The 16,946-nt window shown below is 66.3% G+C and carries 19 protein-coding genes; 6 read left to right on the top strand and 13 right to left on the bottom strand.

What is annotated here, in order from left to right:
- Nucleotides 1–19 precede the first annotated feature (19 nt).
- The gene (locus FQU96_RS33750; protein WP_146545802.1) at nucleotides 20–895 is read right to left on the bottom strand and encodes a hypothetical protein; all 876 of its coding nucleotides are present in this window, start codon (nucleotides 893–895) and stop codon (nucleotides 20–22) included.
- A gap of 185 nt (nucleotides 896–1,080) precedes the next feature.
- Between FQU96_RS33750 and FQU96_RS33745 the strand changes: the two genes are divergently transcribed.
- Nucleotides 1,081–2,040 carry a hypothetical protein gene (locus tag FQU96_RS33745; protein WP_146545801.1) on the top strand — a complete coding sequence of 320 codons (960 nt, stop codon included), beginning with the start codon at nucleotides 1,081–1,083 and terminating at the stop codon, nucleotides 2,038–2,040.
- 34 nt (nucleotides 2,041–2,074) lie between these two features.
- Here the strand turns inward: FQU96_RS33745 and FQU96_RS42895 are convergent, their stop codons facing one another.
- Entirely contained in the window at nucleotides 2,075–2,200 is a 126-nt protein-coding gene (locus tag FQU96_RS42895; protein WP_255468702.1) for a hypothetical protein, read from the bottom strand.
- 197 nt (nucleotides 2,201–2,397) lie between these two features.
- Nucleotides 2,398–2,655, bottom strand: a complete 258-nt coding sequence (locus FQU96_RS33740; protein ID WP_146545800.1) for a hypothetical protein — start codon at nucleotides 2,653–2,655, stop codon at nucleotides 2,398–2,400.
- Nucleotides 2,656–2,874: 219 nt separating this feature from the next.
- Between FQU96_RS33740 and FQU96_RS33735 the strand changes: the two genes are divergently transcribed.
- Nucleotides 2,875–3,888 (top strand): hypothetical protein, encoded by a 1,014-nt coding sequence (locus tag FQU96_RS33735; protein ID WP_146545799.1) that lies wholly within the window; start codon nucleotides 2,875–2,877, stop codon nucleotides 3,886–3,888.
- Here FQU96_RS33735 and FQU96_RS33730 read toward each other — a convergent pair.
- Complete coding sequence (locus FQU96_RS33730) at nucleotides 3,840–4,748, bottom strand: polysaccharide deacetylase family protein (protein ID WP_146545798.1); 909 nt, start codon at nucleotides 4,746–4,748, stop codon at nucleotides 3,840–3,842. The genes FQU96_RS33735 and FQU96_RS33730 overlap by 49 nt on opposite strands.
- 357 nt (nucleotides 4,749–5,105) lie before the next feature.
- Here FQU96_RS33730 and pepN point away from each other — a divergent pair, with 357 nt between their 5' ends.
- Nucleotides 5,106–7,757, top strand: coding sequence for an aminopeptidase N (gene pepN / locus FQU96_RS33725; RefSeq protein ID WP_146545797.1), 2,652 nt, complete (start codon nucleotides 5,106–5,108; stop codon nucleotides 7,755–7,757).
- Between the two features lie 42 nt (nucleotides 7,758–7,799).
- On the opposite strand, the gene FQU96_RS33720 is transcribed toward pepN, so the two are convergent.
- Entirely contained in the window at nucleotides 7,800–8,210 is a 411-nt protein-coding gene (locus FQU96_RS33720) for a hypothetical protein (RefSeq protein WP_146545796.1), read from the bottom strand.
- A gap of 106 nt (nucleotides 8,211–8,316) precedes the next feature.
- Between FQU96_RS33720 and FQU96_RS33715 the strand changes: the two genes are divergently transcribed.
- The 3 genes from FQU96_RS33715 (at nucleotide 8,317) to FQU96_RS33705 (ending at nucleotide 9,864) form a co-directional block, all read left to right on the top strand.
- Nucleotides 8,317–8,967: a TetR/AcrR family transcriptional regulator gene (locus FQU96_RS33715; protein WP_146545795.1), complete on the top strand. Its 651-nt coding sequence runs from the start codon at nucleotides 8,317–8,319 to the stop codon at nucleotides 8,965–8,967.
- 85 nt (nucleotides 8,968–9,052) lie between these two features.
- On the top strand, nucleotides 9,053–9,472 hold the full coding sequence (locus FQU96_RS33710; RefSeq protein WP_146545794.1) for a DUF2852 domain-containing protein: 420 nt from the start codon (nucleotides 9,053–9,055) through the stop codon (nucleotides 9,470–9,472).
- Nucleotides 9,473–9,528: 56 nt separating this feature from the next.
- A complete protein-coding gene (locus tag FQU96_RS33705; RefSeq protein WP_146545793.1) occupies nucleotides 9,529–9,864 on the top strand; it encodes a VOC family protein in 336 nt (111 codons plus the stop codon).
- 118 nt (nucleotides 9,865–9,982) lie between these two features.
- Here the strand turns inward: FQU96_RS33705 and FQU96_RS33700 are convergent, their stop codons facing one another.
- The 8 genes from FQU96_RS33700 to FQU96_RS33670 all read right to left on the bottom strand — a co-directional run bounded on the left by FQU96_RS33700 (nucleotide 9,983) and on the right by FQU96_RS33670 (nucleotide 16,921).
- Nucleotides 9,983–10,843 (bottom strand): phytanoyl-CoA dioxygenase family protein, encoded by an 861-nt coding sequence (locus FQU96_RS33700; RefSeq protein ID WP_178130878.1) that lies wholly within the window; start codon nucleotides 10,841–10,843, stop codon nucleotides 9,983–9,985.
- A 112-nt stretch (nucleotides 10,844–10,955) separates the two neighbouring features.
- Nucleotides 10,956–11,456, bottom strand: a complete 501-nt coding sequence (locus FQU96_RS33695; protein WP_178130876.1) for a DUF2147 domain-containing protein — start codon at nucleotides 11,454–11,456, stop codon at nucleotides 10,956–10,958.
- Nucleotides 11,457–11,532: 76 nt separating this feature from the next.
- The gene (locus FQU96_RS33690; protein WP_146545790.1) at nucleotides 11,533–12,363 is read right to left on the bottom strand and encodes a hypothetical protein; all 831 of its coding nucleotides are present in this window, start codon (nucleotides 12,361–12,363) and stop codon (nucleotides 11,533–11,535) included.
- Between the two features lie 103 nt (nucleotides 12,364–12,466).
- The gene (locus FQU96_RS33685) at nucleotides 12,467–12,763 is read right to left on the bottom strand and encodes a hypothetical protein (RefSeq protein ID WP_146545789.1); all 297 of its coding nucleotides are present in this window, start codon (nucleotides 12,761–12,763) and stop codon (nucleotides 12,467–12,469) included.
- Between the two features lie 133 nt (nucleotides 12,764–12,896).
- Nucleotides 12,897–13,706 carry a MipA/OmpV family protein gene (locus tag FQU96_RS33680; protein WP_178130874.1) on the bottom strand — a complete coding sequence of 270 codons (810 nt, stop codon included), beginning with the start codon at nucleotides 13,704–13,706 and terminating at the stop codon, nucleotides 12,897–12,899.
- A gap of 335 nt (nucleotides 13,707–14,041) precedes the next feature.
- The gene (locus tag FQU96_RS33675; protein ID WP_178130872.1) at nucleotides 14,042–16,243 is read right to left on the bottom strand and encodes a molybdopterin cofactor-binding domain-containing protein; all 2,202 of its coding nucleotides are present in this window, start codon (nucleotides 16,241–16,243) and stop codon (nucleotides 14,042–14,044) included.
- A complete protein-coding gene (locus FQU96_RS42340; protein WP_178130870.1) occupies nucleotides 16,240–16,443 on the bottom strand; it encodes a hypothetical protein in 204 nt (67 codons plus the stop codon). Before FQU96_RS42340 ends, FQU96_RS33675 begins: the two co-directional genes overlap by 4 nt.
- A gap of 10 nt (nucleotides 16,444–16,453) precedes the next feature.
- Nucleotides 16,454–16,921 (bottom strand): (2Fe-2S)-binding protein, encoded by a 468-nt coding sequence (locus FQU96_RS33670; RefSeq protein WP_146545786.1) that lies wholly within the window; start codon nucleotides 16,919–16,921, stop codon nucleotides 16,454–16,456.
- Nucleotides 16,922–16,946 lie beyond the last annotated feature (25 nt).

The following is a 16,946-nucleotide window of genomic DNA, read 5'->3' as shown; positions in this document are numbered from 1 at the left end:
CCTGGAGGACAATCAAGCGTCAGGCGGCTCGCCTGAAGTTGGTCTTGTGCTTCCAGATCCGGCGGGCGGCCCAGGCGTAGCTGTCGGCATTTTCCAGCCAGCGCTCGTCGGTGATGACGTTCTCGGTGCCTTTCTCAGTGCCTGCCATGGGCCGCAGCTTCTTGGTGCGGCCCGGCAGCGTAAACTCGGGCTGGTCGTTGGCCCCGATGATGCCGTACTGTTTGGCCTCTTCGAACTGGTCGCTCGGCAGTTTGGCGAAAGAGCCGTCCTTGTAGAGGACGTCCTTGGTGTTGGCGAATTTGTGCGAGCCCTCGTGCACGACGGTACGGGCAACGGTATCGGGTGGCTCGCCGTTGACGTAGCTCAGGTTGAGCTCGATATCGCCGATCGACATCTGCCACTGCTTGTGACCGAACTCGTCGGTGAAGCCGAAGGCGCGGCGGATCGGGCTGGCACCGTCGCGCTTCTTCTGCTCCAGCGCCACGCGCGCCTTGGTGGTGGCGGCCATGGTCTCGATGATGATGTTGCATTCACGCAGCGTCAGGCCGGTGCTGATGGTCTGATAGACCATGCGGATGCGATCGACACGGCTCAGATGCTTGCGTACGGCAGCCTGGTCGGCAAAGTCGATGTTGATGCGGAAGTACTTCAGCAGCGCCGGCGCAACGACCTTGACATCGGGGTCGTTGGCCGCGCCCGACAGATTGAGCCGGCAGGCGGTGTCGAAACTCGACAGCGCCCAACAGGTCGTGGACACCATCTCGCTCGCCATGTCGAGAATGCGCTTCATCTTGGTCTTGAACTGACCATCGGCAGCCAGCCGCGCGCCGTCCCCGGAGGAGACCAGCCCGTCGGATGCCAGGACCGTGAAATTGCGATGGATAAGCAGCTGCATGTCTCCCTCCGAAATCGCTCAGACGACGATTTCCTGCCGCAGCGCAGGCGGGCGCCATCTGCTGCTCATTTCGAGCCACGCGTAAGGCCCGGCGTTCGGAAGGGGCTGGATTTCCGCGTCTTTTCCTGGAAGAAACCGTCTGGAAATCTGCCGGTGGGGGTCGGCCGGATGACCAGGGGGGTATCGTGGCGCGGGAGATCGACCGCAAGCTGCGGCTGACGGCGGCATTGCTGGGCGCCGTCACGCGCAAGGACCTTGCCGCCGCGTTCCGCCGGGTCAACCCGGCGACGACGTTCGACGTCGAGCGCGCCAACAAATGGCTGCAAGGCCGCGCACGGCCGCGTGAGCGGCAGGTCTACGAGGACTGGGCCAAGCTCGTCGATCTCGGGCGTGATGGCGCCTGGATCGCCGAGTGCGACAGCGAGGCCTTCCTCGAGGCGATCTGCGCCCGCCATCAGCGCGACCCCGGCCCGCTGCGGCGGCAGGCCGACGGTGCCGAGGGGCCATCAAACCTGCATCACGAGCAGGACCTGTCGCTGGCCGGCAGCTACGCCTGCTACTCGCACGCGTGGTCGCCGTACTTCCGCGGCCAGCTGATCCGCGGATCGCTCGCGATCGCGCCGGCACAGCGGCTGTCGGCCAGCTACACGGAGACCCTGCCGACGGGACGGCTGCAGGTGGATGGCCCGATCACGCTCAGCAAGCGCGCCATGCTGATGGACCTGCGCGAGCCCGGCGGCACGCAGTTCCTGTTCTGCCTGTTTCCCCCGACACCGCCGGCGAGCGTGCTGGCCGGTTTCATGTGCGGCGCGACCGTCATCGGACCGCATTCCCAGCCCTCGGTGACGCGCATCGCCATGGTCCGCCTGCCGGCGGCAAGCGCGCGGCTGCGCAATAGCGATGCGTACCTTCCACTGGAGGGGTCGGTGGCCAGCGACCTGGCGGCGCAGGCGGTACCGGTCGCCGATCCCGAGCTGGTCGACCGGCAGATGCAGGCGTTCCTGGTTGGCGGCCAGGGCGGCGGCCTCGACCAGATCGGGGCGGACGCTTACGCCGCGCTGCAGGAGGTGTTCGACCGCACGTGGCTGGCCGCTGCCGCATCTCCTTTCCCCGCGAGCGGGGAGAGGAAGGGACCCATGCCGTAGGCATGGGCTCTCACGAGCGAGGGGTGACAGCAGTCTATGTCGCGCGCACGCGGCTCTGGCCGCCGAGTGCGACGGTCACGGGCTCGCCCTTCTCAGTCAGGCCGACGCTGGTTGACAGCAGCAGCGGCTTACCCATGGCCTTGACCCTGACGGATGGCATGGCCCAGTCCGCGAAGACACAAGGTTTTGGACCATAGACCGGGTTGATGTTCGGACAACGCACGATGATGGACCGTCCAGAAACCAGGGCCGGCGAACCCATGACCTGAACGCGCGTGGCAGCGAGCGGGTGCGTCAGCATACCGCCATGCCGGCACATGGTGATGGACCGGTTCGTCAATATGAGACCCGCTGGCATTACCTGACCTCGAGCGCGCCGTTGTTGATATCGACGGCCATGCCCGACAGCTTGATCGAGGTCGCACCGCTGCTGAGCACGATCTCGCCGCGGGATGCGATTTCGACGCCCCTTGAACTGATTTCGATCTCGGTGGGGCCGATCTTGATCGTGAGCGACTCGCCGCCTCGCCCCACTTTGATGATCTTGGTCAGCGCAATCACCGCCGCGACGGTTGTTGCATCGAGGCTGGGTCCAGGGGGAGAAAGCGGCGCCATCCTTGGGATTCCTTCAGCAATGCGTGGCTACGGGCTATCCGGATCAGTCCGGAACGCGCGCAGGTTTGCGCCTGGACACCGCCGCACGGAAGGCCACCCGTGTGGAAGGCAACTGATTTCCATTGCATTTCCTGGAAGCGCAAAATGGAAATGGTTTTGTGGATCGACGCGCTGACGCCGAGCCAGCCTGATTTCCACCGCTTTTCCTGGAAATCCCAAATGGAAAATGGTAGTCGCACCACCGTCGCCTTGGGGGAAACGGTGGCGCGCGATATCGACCAAAAGCTACGCCTGACGGCCGCGCTGATCGGCGCCGTCACACGCAAGGACCTTGCGGCAGCGTTTCGCCGCGTCAACGCATCGACGCCGTTCGATCTCGACCGTGCCCATAAGTGGCTGCAGGGACGGGCCCAGCCGCGCGAGCTGCAGGTCTATGAGGATTGGGTCAAGCTGCTCGATATCGACTGCTCCGCCCAATGGGTCGCCGATTGTGACAGCGACGCCTTCCTGGCCGCGATCTGCGCCCGCCATCAGTGCGATCCCTACGCGCTGCGCCGTCGCATCGAAGGCAACAACCCGCCCATCGCCAAGGCCAACAGCCTGGTGCTGGCCGGCACCTATGTCTGCTACACGCACGCCTGGTCGCCCTATTTCCGCGGCCGGCTGGTGCGCAGCGAGCTGTCGATTGGCGCGGCGCCGAAGTTGGCGGTGCACTTCGGGTGCGTCCTGCCGACCGGCCGTATCGAGCTCGACGGGGCGGCCACCTTCAGCCGGCGCGCCATGCACATCGATGTGCGCGAGCCGGCGGAAGGCACCCAGATGGCCTTCTACCTGTTTTCGCCGATGCCGCCGGCGAGCGTCCTGGCCGGCTTCCTGTTCGGCTCGACCTTCCTCGGCCCGGACGACCAACCGTCGGTGACGCGCATCGTCATGGTGCGGCTGCCGTCCAGCAACGCGCACTTGCGCGAGACCGAGGCCTTCATGCCGCCGAACACGTCGGTCGCCGCGGACCTCGCGGCGATGGGCGTGCCGATGACCGATCCCACGGCGATCGACCAGCACATGAGCGATTTCATGAATGCCGGCAACGGCGGCGGCGTCGACCAGATCGCCACCTCGGCCTACCGCGCGCTGGTGGCGGTGTTCGATCGCAGCTGGCTGAGCACCGCGAGCAGCACGGGGCCCTACCCGGCGCTGCCCGGCACCGTGCCGGTGGGCAACGCGGCGCAGTGATCGAAGATGGCGCCGGGACGAGTGAACCACACCTTGTCGCGCTGCGGATGATTCACGATGTGGCGTAGCGCCTCGCGCAGCGCGCGCAGGCGATAGGGCTGGCCGAAGATCATGGTGTGCAGTTCGATGCCGCACACCAGCGGCTGCCTCGCCGACTGGCGCAGCATCTCCTCGAACTGGCCGATGATGAAGGCGCAGAACTGCTCGGGCGTGTGATGGCGCACGATGATCTGCGGCGAGTCGTTGATCTCCAGTGAATACGGCACCGACATCAGGCGGCCGGCGCGTGTGCGCAGCCAGATCGGCTGGTCATCGCAGGGCCAGTCCATCAGGAAGTCGAAGCCCGCTTCCTTCAAGAGGTCGGGTGTCACATGGCTCTGCGACATCCATGGCCCCATCCAGCCGCGCGGGCGCTGGCCGGTCTTCTCCGTGATCTGGTCGCGCACGTAGGCGATGAGGCGGGCCTCGTCGGCTTCCCACATCTGGCCCTGGCGCTCGGCATTGGTACGGCCATGGCCGATGAACTCGTCGCCACGCTTGACGATAGGCGCGATGATGTCAGGCGCATAGTCGAACACCGTGGTGTTCACCAGGTGGCAGGCCGGCAGCGCCAGTTCGTCGAGCAGCTCCAGCAGGCGCCAGACGCCGACCCGGTTGCCGTAGTCGCGCCAGGCAAAGGTGCGCGGGTCGGGCGACGGCAGTTCGGTCGACAGCGCATGGCCGATGCCGCCGGTATAGGCGAAATGCTCGATGTTGAGCGCCACGTGCACGGCCAGTCGCTTGCCGTCGGGCCACGAATAGTCCGGCCGATTGACGATCGGCGAATAGTCATAGCGCCCATGATGCGGAATGCGCAGCATCGTATTTCCTCCTCCAGGACTTTGCGCGCCAGCCTAGCGCCGCTGTCGTCGCACGCGAAGAAGAGAAGATTCACCACAGAGGCACAGAGGACACAGAGGAGAATGGTGTCGTCTTCGCTGGGAGCGCGCCACTCCAGTGGCGCATCGGCGCGCAGCGCCAAATCATGCGTCGGTCCTTCGGGCACCGGCGAACGCGAGGCATTCGCCGGAGGTGCGCCACCGAGCGTGGCGCGCTCCCGGCAAATCTTTCTCTGTGTCTCTGTGGTGAATCTTTTCTTCTGGCGCAGATGCGGGTGCGGTGCTGGTCTTTGCGATCCCGTATGCTTATCTAGCGACCAGGACGATATCGAGGTTTGCATGCCACAGGACCAGCCTACGGCGATCCATCGCCAGGACTACCGGCCGCCGGATTACCGTATCGAGACGGTCGATCTCGAGTTCGACCTCGAGCCGTCAGCAACGCGGGTCAAGGCGCGGCTGGCGATCACGGCGGCGTACGATGGTGGCGCAGTGCGGCCGCTGGTGCTGCATGGCGATGCACTGGAACTCATGAGCGTGGCGCTTGATGGGCGCGTGCTGGGTGCGGGCGACTACGCGCTCACCGACAAAAGCCTCACCATCGCCAAGCCGCCGGCGACGTTCACGCTCGATATCGAGACCCGGATCAATCCGGCAGCCAACACGCAGCTGTCGGGGCTCTACGTCTCCAATAATGTGTTCTGCACCCAGTGCGAGGCCGAGGGTTTCCGGCGTATCACGTATTTCCTCGACCGGCCCGACGTGATGGCGGTCTATCGCACCACCATCCGCGCCGACCGCGCGCAGTATCCGGTGCTGTTGTCCAACGGCAACCTGGTCGAGCAGCGCGACATCGAGGGCGGCCGCCACATGGCGGTGTGGCACGACCCCTTCCCCAAGCCCAGCTACCTGTTCGCGCTGGTGGCGGGCGATCTCGCCTGCAACGAGGACCATTTCACGACGCGCTCAGGACGCGACGTGACGCTGCGCATCTTCGTCGAGCACGGCAAGGTCGAGCGCACCGGCTACGCCATGGACTGCCTGAAACGCTCGATGCGCTGGGATGAGGAGCGTTTCGGCCTGGAGTACGATCTTGACCTGTTCAACATCGTCGCGGTCAGCGACTTCAACATGGGGGCGATGGAGAACAAGAGCCTCAACGTCTTCAACGACCGCTACATCCTGGCCGATCCGCAGACCGCCACCGACGCCGACTACGCCGGCATCGAGACCGTGGTGTCGCACGAGTATTTCCACAACTGGACCGGCGATCGCATCACCTGCCGCGACTGGTTCCAGCTGAGCCTCAAGGAGGGGCTGACGGTATTCCGCGACCACGAATTCTCGTCGGACCAGCGTTCGCGGCCCGTAACCCGCATCCAGAACGTGCGCGCCCTGCGGGCACGGCAGTTCCCCGAGGACGGCGGGCCGCTGGCGCATCCGGTGCGGCCGGACTCCTACATCGAGATCAACAACTTCTACACCGCCACCATCTACGAAAAGGGTGCCGAGCTGATCGGCATGATGCAGACGGTGCTGGGCCGCGATGGCTTCCGCAAGGGCATGGACCTCTACGTGCAGCGCCACGACGGCCAGGCCGTCACCTGCGATGACTTCGCCGCCGCGATGGCCGATGCCAACGGCGTCGATCTGGGCCAGTTCAAGCTGTGGTACAGCCAGGCCGGTACGCCCGAGCTCACGATCGAGGGCAAATATGACGCGCGTGATGGCAGCTACGCGCTGTCGGTGGCGCAGCGTTGTCCGCCGACGCCGGGCCAGCCCGACAAGCAGCCGATGCACATCCCGCTGGCGGTCGGCCTGCTCGATGCCCAGGGCCGCGACATCCGCCTGCAGCTCGACGGCGAGGATACATCGGCGGCCACGCCGGGCCGCGTGCTGGCGGTGACGGCGCCGCAGCAGACATTCCGCTTCCGCAATGTGCCCGAGCCCAGGGCGCTGTCGGTCAATCGCGGTTTCTCGGCGCCGGTGAACATTACCCTCAAACAGAGCGGCGCCGAGCGCGCTTTCCTGATGGGCCACGATTCGGATCCCGTCGCGCGCTGGGAGGCAGGCCAGCAGTTCGCCACCGATTTGATGCTCAAGCGCGTCGACGAGATCCAGCGCCACGCCGTGAGCGCCTACGATCCCGCCTTCGCTGAGGCGATCGGCCAGATCCTGCGCGACGATGGGCTGGAGAAGGCGTTCGCCGCCGAGGCGATCGCACTGCCGGGCGCGGACTACCTCGCCGAGCGCATGGCGGTCGTCGATGTCGAGGCGATCCATGCCGCACGCGAGGCGCTGCGCGTCACAATCGCCCAGGCCTTGCGCCGGGATCTCGGACGCATATTCGACGCCAACACCAGCGGCGCGCCATTCTCGCCCGACGCCGAGTCCGCCGGCCGCCGTGCGCTGCGCAACGCGGTGCTGAGCTATCAGGCGGCGCTGGCTGCGGACGACCCTGGTGTGGCGCCGCACCTGCTCGACCTCTACCGCGCCGCCGACAATATGACCGATCGCATGGCGGCGCTGCGGCTGCTGGTCGATGTCGCGGGGTCCGAGCGCCAGGCGGCGCTCGATGATTTCTACGAGCGCTATCGCGATGACCCATTGGTGGTCGACAAGTGGCTGTCGCTGCAGGCGGTGTCGGCGCTGCCCGACACGTTGGATCGCGTGAAGGCACTGCTGGGCCATCCGGCGTTCGCGATGGAAAAGCCCAACAAGGTGCGGGCGCTGATCGGCGCCTTCACCGCCAGCAATCCGCTGCGCTACCACGCCGCCGATGGCTCGGGCTATGCCTTCCACGCCGAGCGCACCCTGGCGCTCGATCCCATCAACCCGCAGGTGGCGGCACGCCTGCTGGCACCGCTGGGCCGCTGGCAGCGCTTCGATGCGGCGCGGCAGGCGAAGATGAAAGCCGAACTGCAGCGCATCCTCGCTGCCCCCAAGCTGTCGCCCGACGTCTACGAGATCGCCTCGAAGTCGCTGGCGTAGCACGTTCCTTCTCCCCGCCGACGCGGGCAGAAGGAATCTGCTTCACGCCAGCACCTTCACCGCGTCGAGCGTGACGGCATAGTCGGGGTGCCCGCCGGTCATGGCACGGGGGATGCGGCCCGAGTTCGGTACACCAACCTGCGCGGCGAGCCTGTCGGCATGAGCACGGAAGTTGGGGTTGGCCTGCTCGCCGTAGAGCGTGAAGGTCGCCCGCCCGGCCCGGCGCGCCAGGGTCGCGGCACTCCAGAGCATGTAGCGATGCGCGGCGCGGGCATCGGCCAGGGTCGGCGACGGGCCAACCAGGATGATGGCCGTGACACGATAGATGATGTCGCCGTCATGGGCGGTCTCGATGCGCGCCAGCAGGCTGCCGGGGGCGCCATAAGGCCCGACTCGGGCGCTGGGCGGATTGCCGCCGACGCCGGTCGGGCGGACAGGAGGCGGCTTGGCCATCGGTCATCTCCAGCGACGTGCGCACTCACCTTTGTGAACATTACACGGCGGCCAACGCCTCTATTCCCGCTGCTTTTCGCGCGCGACTCATGTAAGAACTTTTCACATGTGGTCACGCGACAATCCCGGCGGCCGGCGCGGCTACCATCACGGCAATCTGCGCGAGGCGCTGATCCGGGCCGCGCTCGACCTGATCGGACAGAAAGGGCCGGCCGGCTTCACCTTCGCCGACGCCGCGCGCATGGCCGGCGTCAGTTCGGCGGCGCCCTATCGGCACTATCGCGACCGCGAGGCGCTGCTGGCCGACGTGGCCCATCGTGGCTTCGAATTGTTCGAGGCGACCTTGCAACAGGCCTGGAACGGCGGCCGCCCCGAACCCTTCAAGGCGTTCGAGAATATCGGCCGCGCCTTTCTCGCCTTCGCGCGGCGCGAGCCCGCCTACTATGCCGCCATGTTCGAAGCTGGCGTGGCACTCGATGCGACACCCGAATTGCGCCAGGCCGCCGACGCGGCTTTCGCCGTGTTGCGCTCGGCATCGGAGACGCTGTGCGCGCCGCTGCCGCGCGAGAGCCGGCCGCCGGCGCTGATGATGAGCCTGCACGTATGGGCGCTGTCGCACGGCATCGCCTCGCTGTTCGCACGCGCCGATGCCGGCCGGCGCAGCCTGCCGATGGCGCCTGAGGACCTGCTGGAGGCCGGTGTGCTGGTCTATCTGCGCGGCCTGGGCTTGGCCGGCGGTCCCGCCGACGGACGCTAGATTTTTCGATTGCAGTGCCTTGACAGGCGCGCGTCGACCGCCAAATATGTGAATGTTAATTACATTAACATGAGGAGCCTGTCCGATGGGCGTAACCGCGGCTCTCGACAACCTCAGCAAGCCCGCCTGGGCCGGCCTGCTGGTCCTGAGCTTCATTCTGTTCTGGCCGGTCGGGGCCGCACTCCTGGCCTATCTGATTTGGAGTCGACGCATGAATTGCTGGAAACACCGCGCACCCCGCTGGCATGAGCAGCAACGCAACGCCGGCATGAGCGGCTGGTACCGCGGCCACTACCGCTCCAGCGGCAACGCCGCCTTCGACGAGTACCGCGACGAGACGTTGCGCCGCCTCGAAGAGGAGCAGAAGGAGTTCCGCGACTTCCTCGAGCGCCTGCGCCACGCCAAGGACAAGTTCGAATTCGACCAGTTCATGGCCGAGCGCCGCCGTCAGCAGCCGCCGAGCCCGCCGTCGGACCAGACGCCGCCCGAGCCGCAGCAGGCCTGATCCAGGCCCGCCGCTGAAACCGCCGCGCATCGTGACCCCGCCCATCGGAGCCCGCGATGCCGGCGCCCCGCAAAGCCCGTGCCCTAGGCCTGCATCACGTCGCACTCGACGTCGATGACATCGACCGGGCGCTGGCCTTCTACGGCCGACTGTTCGAGTTCACGCTGCTCGACAAGACCGACGTCTCGGCCTTTCTCGATCTCAGCAATCAGTTCATCGTGCTGCAGAAGAGCCCGGCGCCGCGCAGCAACTGCCAGATCGGGCTGGTGGTCGACGACCGCACCGCCGTCCTGCGCGCCCTGGCCGATGCCGGCGTCACGCCGGTCCCCGGACACCTCGTGCACTTCGTCGATCCCTGGGGCAATCGCGTGCGGCTGATCTGCTACGACTGATGACTGTCCTCTCCCGCCAGCGGGAGAGGAAGGGGCCCATCGCGTCAGCGATGGGAAGGTGAGGGGCCACGCACGAGGAATCTCGTTCCGAGGCCCTCACCCGATGAGCGCTGCGCGCTCATCGACCTCTCCCGCTTGCGGGAGAGGTCGCGGCATCGTATTGCGCCGCCTGCTCGGTGTTGGATTGGCGGAACAGCGCCACCGCCTTTTCGTGGAACGCGCGCTCGGCGTCACCGTAATCGACCACCGGCCGCGGCTCGTCGTCGAAGTGCCCGTGGCGGTCGGTGCCGCGCACCAGCATCGCGGTCAATCGCGTGGTGCTGCGGCAGCGCACATGCGCCGGGATATAGCTGATGCCCAGTCCGACCCGGCGATAGTCGGTATTGTTGGGGCCCGAGCGATGCATCAGATATGTGTGATGTAATGACATCTGGCCGGCGTTCACCGCCATGAAGTCGGTGCGCGGCTGATCGGGCACGGCGCTCATGGTCTGGCCGCGCGAGAGCAGGTTGTGCGGCGACGGGTCGACATGATGGAGATGCTGGCCCTTCTTATGGGAGCCTGGGATCACCTCCATGCAACCGGCTGCAATCGGTGCGTCCGACAACGCCACCCACGCGGTGACGTGCTCCGTCGGTTCGAGGCCGAAGTAGGTCGCGTCCTGATGCCAGGGCACGAACGCCGCATCGTGCGCGTTCTTGGGCCATACCGAGAGATGGAACAGGCGGATGTCGGGCCCGATCAGATCCTCGACGGCATCCAGCACTGCGGGATGATGCACGATCGCATCGACCCAGGTGAACAGCAGGTGCGGCTTGAAGTTGTGGCCCTTGCCGAGTTGGAAGCCGTGCCCCTGCTCGAACGCCTCGAGCGCCGCGCCGTAGGCCAGCGCCTGGTCGCGCGGGAACACGTCGATCGGATGAACGTAGCCGTCGCGCTCGTACCGGTCGATCTGCGCCTGCGTGAGCTTCCTGGCCATCGCGCCCTCCGCCTTGCATCGACGGAGCGATCCTAGCGCAAGCCGGCACCGTCGCGGAACCATCGTTGCGGAAATCTCACGTGCATGGCTGATCTGCCGCCAGGCGATGCGCTCAGCGCACGCGGGTCCAGATCTCGGAGCGGCCGAGCAGGGGAATCCCGACGTAACCGCGGAGGCGCAGCGTGCCGTTGGCCTGCAACGCAATGTTGGCGCGATATACTTTGCCGTCCTCGGCATTGTAGACGCTGCCGTCCTCGAAGCTGTTGGGCTCGCGCGTCGGCTTGAAGTCGTAGAGAAACACCATGCCGAGGATCTGGCGGCTGCGCAGCGCCGGATCGGGATTGTGAACGTCGAAGAGATCCTCCGGTGCCACCGGCTCGTCGTCGGGACCCGTCGGGTCGATCAGCTTCACCAGCCGGCCGCATACCGGCCCGCGCCCCTGCTCGGCACAGGAATAGAGTTCCACGTGTGCGCTTTGCTCCTGGGTGAGCCAGACCCCATAAACGGAAGACTCATCGCTCTGCGCCAACGTGACAGCAACGCGTGCCATCACGCCCGCCGCGGCGATGACGCCACACACAGCATGTTGCGCCGGCGTGCGCTTGCCGGTCATCGCGCCCTCCGCTTCCATCGACAGCGCGATTCTAGTGCATTTGCGCTCGACAACAACCGTATCGCCACAGCGGCGGTCAGGCGGTCTCTTCAGGCCGCGTTCCAGGGGACTGCTGCTCGCCATCGCCCGCGACGACGGGAATGCTCGCCTTCACCTGTTCGACGAAGTGCTTGTTCACGGCGAGATCGCGCAAGGCGCGTTTCAACAATGTCGCCAGATGGGGCTTCAGGCATTCGTACGCGGGAGTCGGATCGAGCGCCTTCGCGGCGATGAACAAGGCGACTGCAAAAATGAAATCCTGCTCGGGCAGATAGCCGGAGCGCCCAGAGCGCCAGCCCTGCATTACACCGTCGTGGATGGCTTCGTAGTCATAGACCGCGTTGGCCATGAACACGCCGAAGCCGAGATAGACGGCGGTCAGATCGGTGAGGAATTCGTGCTCCTCGTCGGTGCAGGGTGGCGCCGTGGAAGCCATCGCCAGCAGATAGTGCGCGACTTCGTGTGCCAGGGTCGCAATCAGGCGCTCGGGGTTGGCAATCAAGGTCGATTCATATGAGATCTGTACGACATCGTCGGTGACGGAGAACGTACCTCGAGCGTACTTCTCAGAAACCGGAGCCCAGCGCGCCATGGATGCCGCATGCAGTACGGCCGGATCCTGATCCGGCACGAGTTCAACCGGCCACTCGGCCATTCCACAGTAGTCTTTGACCTGTTTGAAAATGCGCAGAGCCCTGGCGTGTCCCTCTTCCCCATCGACGGGAAAAAAGCCCGGCTTAGGGAGGACCAGGACCGCATCGGCAAAGGCATTGTTACCGCCGAAGGTCGCCACCAGCCATGTGAAATTGTCGACATGCCACCGCGCGGTGTCATCATCGACGATCGGCTTGCGCTTGAACGGCCACATGCTCGCGCCCGCAAGAGGGGGCGCCATTCTAGGGTGAGGGTCGCGCGAAGGAAATCCCGGGAGCGCGGACCTCGGGCCCGCGCTCCCTTTCCGCTCTTCTGCTCTACTGCTGATGGCCAACCGCTTTCTCGGGCAGCTTGTAGCCCTTGGCGAGCAGCAGCTTCTCGAGCTGCGGGATGGCCTCGGCGACGCGGCCGGTGCTGCAATCCGTCTCGGCCGCCATGGTCGACATGCTGGGTGTCGAGTCACCCAGGAAGCGGTTGTAGATGCCGCTCAGCTGATTGCAGTAGGCGACATCGTCGGCTCTTGTTGTCGCGCTGCTCTGCGAAAAGGCCGGCCCGCCTGCGATGCCCACGCCCAGTACGAGCGCGCCGATGGTGATGATACGGTGATACTGCATGATTCCTCCGGACGGAGTCGGTGCTGCGACTCCGTCCGGCATGGGGCGTCATGAGTCTGGTTGAAGCCTGACCGCCGTCTGCAATCCCTGCATCGCGGCGATGTTTCACGAAATCGCGAGTGTCAGGCCGCCATCAGAACGTGTAGCTCACGACCAGACCCGACGTGACGTTGTTGCGATTGCCGCGGTCCTTCACGATCGGGCTCTTGGCGGCGTCGCCCAGCAGCAGCTGGTAGCTGGCAAAACCGGTGAGCGCCCAGCGCTGGCTGAGCGAATAGGTCAGCGATACGTCAAGTCCGAAATCTTTGAAACCCGAGCCGGCCTTGAACGGCCGCAAGCCGGAGCGCAGCGAGTCCGAGCCCGAGATACCGAAGCGATTCGACATATAGTTGCTGCTGGCCCACGTCACCGACACACCGGCGCCGAGCGACAGGTCCGCGGTGAGCGGCACCGAGCCATGGGCACGCGGCGTGATCAGGAAGCCGTTGCCGTGCAGCACGTCGTAGGTTGCCCGCACCTCCAGCACACGCTCCGCGTCGGGCCGGCCGGAGAAGTCGTAGCCGATGACGAAGCCGGCCTGCAGGCCGCTCTCCGGCCGCCGCAACCGCTTGACCGCGCGATCATCGACATGGCGATAGGACGTGTTGAACGACGCCACGACGCCCATGCGCCAATGGTCGTCGGGAATCAGGTTGGACTCGAAACCGGGGCCGGCGATCTGAACGTAGGTCGCCGGATGATAGAGGTTGGAAAAGCGCAGAAAGCCTGCCGGCCAGATGCGGTAGTCGTTCGAGCCGTCGTAGTCCGGCGTCATCGCGACGCCCAGCCCGACCGTAAAACTCGTGCCGCCTTGTGATCGCGATGTCGGATCGGCGGCGTATCCCGGGCTGCTCGCAAGCATGCCAAGGGCAACGCCAGCGACAGTGACGCGGTACGACAACATCATACTCTCCTGAATGGGATCATCGTGCCAGGCGCGCAGCGCAGTGCGCGCGACGACGCGGACGATCGATGGCAACTAAGTCGCGATCGTGGCGGCATGCGCACAAAGCGATAGCGTGGGACGAAAAAAACGCAGCGCGCGCATGGTCCAATCTACGATCAGGCTCGAGGGGGCACGTCGTCGCGGCGGCACAACCACAGGCTGCCCGTGCAACGTCGCATCGTGTGCGGCAAAGGTTGCCGCAACGTGTCGAGCGCACAGTGAACGGCGAAGATTGCGCGAGCATTGCGGGGAGAACCATCTGAGGGTTGATCCCTGCCCCGCCAGAGAAAAAGTCACGGCATCAACGGCAAGTCGCGGAAGCGGCGACCGCTGGCGGCGAAGAGCGCGTTGGCCAGCGCCGGCGCCACGGGCGGCAAACCCGGCTCGCCCAGACCACCCCAGGCGCCATCGCTTCTGACGAAGTGCACCTCGATGCGCGGCGGCGTGCGGGCCAGGGTCAGCAATCGATAGTCTGTGAAGTTGCGCTGCACGACAACGCCACGCTCGATGGTGATGCGCTCGGCAATGGCGGCGCTCAGGCCCATCACGATGGCGCCTTCGACCTGTTGCGTGGCCGTGTCGGGATGACAGACATCGCCGCAGTCCACGGCCGCAACCACGCGATGCACGATGGGTGTGCCGTCGGCGCCGAGCGCAGCTTCGATCACCTGCGCCACGACCGAACCATAGCTTTCGATCAGCGCGATGCCACGGCCGATGCCTGCCGGCAGCGCGCTGCCCCAGTTCGCCTTGGCCGCCGCCGTTTCCAGCACGATACGTGCGCGCGATCCCACCGGCAGCAGGTCGCGGCGATAGACGAACGGATCGCGGCCGGCAGCGTGCGCCAGTTCGTCGATGAAGCTCTCGATCCAGAAGCCGTGCTGGGTGTGGTTCACGCTGCGCCAGGAGCCGAGCCGCACATGGTGGCGGCTGTCGACGGCGCGGAACGACTGGTGCGCGATCGCGTAGGGGATGTGGAACGACTCGACCCGCGAGGGCACGCCGTCGATGTAGGCCTGCGACCACGCGATCGGCTTGCCGTCGGCGCCGAGCGCGGCCTGCAGCCGCGTCGCAACCTGCGGCCGGTACGTGCCTTGCGCAAAATCCTCCTCGCGGCTCCAGATCATCTGCACCGGCAGCGGCGCGACCTTGCGAGCCAGCGCAATTGCCTGCGCGAAGTAGAAACCGGTCGCGCCGTTGGCGCCGCCACGGCGGCCGAACGAACCGCCCAGCGGCATGGGCATGAAGGTCACGTCATCGGCCGACAGGCCCGACAGACGCATGATCTCGCGCTTGGCCGCCAGCGGTGCCTGATCGCCGGCCCACAGCGTGAGCTTGCCGTCCTTGAACTGCGCCGTGGCGTTTACTGGCTCCATGGCCGCATGATGCAGGAACGGCACCCGGTAGGCCGCCGCAACCACCTTCTCGCGCGCAACGTCTTTCAGCGCCTGGGCCGGATCGCCGATCTTGCGACGCACGGCACCGTCGCTGCCGTCGAGCGCGCGCTGAAACTGCGCGTCCAGCCGCGCGCTGGTAACCGTGTCGTTGCCGCCGTCCGAGAAGCGCGGCCGTAGCGCGGCAAGCCCGCGTCGCGCCTGCCAGTAGCCGCGGGCAATCACCGCCACGGCACTTTCCAGCGGCACGACGTGCTCGACGTCCTTGATCGCCAGCGCCGGCGCCGGATCGACCTCGACCAGTTTGCCGCCATGCACCGGCGCCGACATCACGGCGGCGTAGCGCATGTCGGGCAGCCGCACATCGATGCCGTACGTCTGCGCGCCCGTCACCTTGGCCGGAATGTCCAGCCGCGGCACCGAGGTGCCGATCAGCCTGTAGTCCTGGCGCAGCTTCAGCGGCGGATGGCTCGACAGGTCGAGCGCGGCAGCCGACGCCGCGAGCTCGCCATAACGCAGCGACCGGCCGGTACGCACATGCGTGATCACACCGGCGGCCACCGTCAGTTCGCGCGGCGTCACCTCCCAGCGCGATGCCGCGGCCTGGAGCAGCACCTGACGCGCCGCGGCACCCATGATGCGCATGCCGACCTGGCCGGTGATACGCACTGCCGTGGAACCGCCGGTGAGTTGCAGATTGAGAAAGCGCGCTGCCTCGGTGAAGGTGGCATCCACCGCACCGTCGAGGAACGACGGCACGCGCCATCCCTGCATGATCCAGCCCTTGGCCAGGAAGCCGTTGGCGAACGCCTTCTCGGGTGGTGCCTGTTCGGTCCGCACCTTGGACCAGTCGACATCGAGTTCCTCGGCCAGCATCATGGCCAACGCCGTGTGCGTGCCCTGCCCCATATCGATATGCGGGACATAGACAGTGACGGTGTCGTCAGCGGCGATCTTCACCCAGCCGCCGATCAGGCTTTCGCCCGGGCGCGTCACCAGGGCCGCGGCCTGCGCCGCGACGCTGTCGGTCCAGGCTCGGTAACCGATCACCAGGCCGCCGCCGACAACGGCGGTGCCGATCAGCAGGGTTCGGCGCTTCATGGCCGGTGCTCTTGCGCCCACTCGCGCCGGTCGTCGTGCACGACGCGCACAAGCCGCTGGACTGCCGCATCGCGCGGGCCGGCGAGATCGCGCGCGAAGCGGCGGCGACGCTGACGCGCCCGCACATGCTCGCGCGCATGCTCTACCCAGGCCGCAGCGGCATCGCGTGGCGAATGAAGGGCGGCGCTCAAGCATTTCATGGCGGATCTCCTAAGCTGTCTCGGCGAGCGCACGGATGGCGCGGCGCACACGCGGATAGGTGCCGCAACGGCAGAGATTGGTGATCGCCGCGTCGATCTCGGCGTCGGTCGGCTTGGATGTGTGCTTCAGCAGCGCCGCCGTCGTCATGATCATGCCGGACTGGCAGTAGCCGCATTGCGGCACCTGCACCGCGACCCAGGCCCGCTGCACCGGGTGCAACTCACCGGCCGGCAGACCGGCACTGGCCGGCAACCCTTCGATGGTGACGATCGCGGCGCCGGCGGCAGCGGAGACCGGCAGGCTGCACGCGCGCACGGCCGCGCCATCGACATGCACCGTGCAGGCACCGCACGCAGCGACGCCGCAGCCGTATTTCACGCCCGTGAGGCCCAGCGTCTCGCGCAGCACCCACAGCAATGGCATCTCGGGATCGACATCGACCGCGTGGGTCGCGCCGTTGACCTTGAGGGTAATCATACTATCCCTAATATGTTCAATGAAC

It is taken from the genome of Reyranella sp. CPCC 100927, from assembly GCF_007859315.1.
In the GTDB taxonomy this organism is placed as follows: domain Bacteria; phylum Pseudomonadota; class Alphaproteobacteria; order Reyranellales; family Reyranellaceae; genus Vineibacter.
Note: the sequence above shows the minus strand (reverse complement) of the source record. Positions and strands in the feature narration are given on the sequence as shown.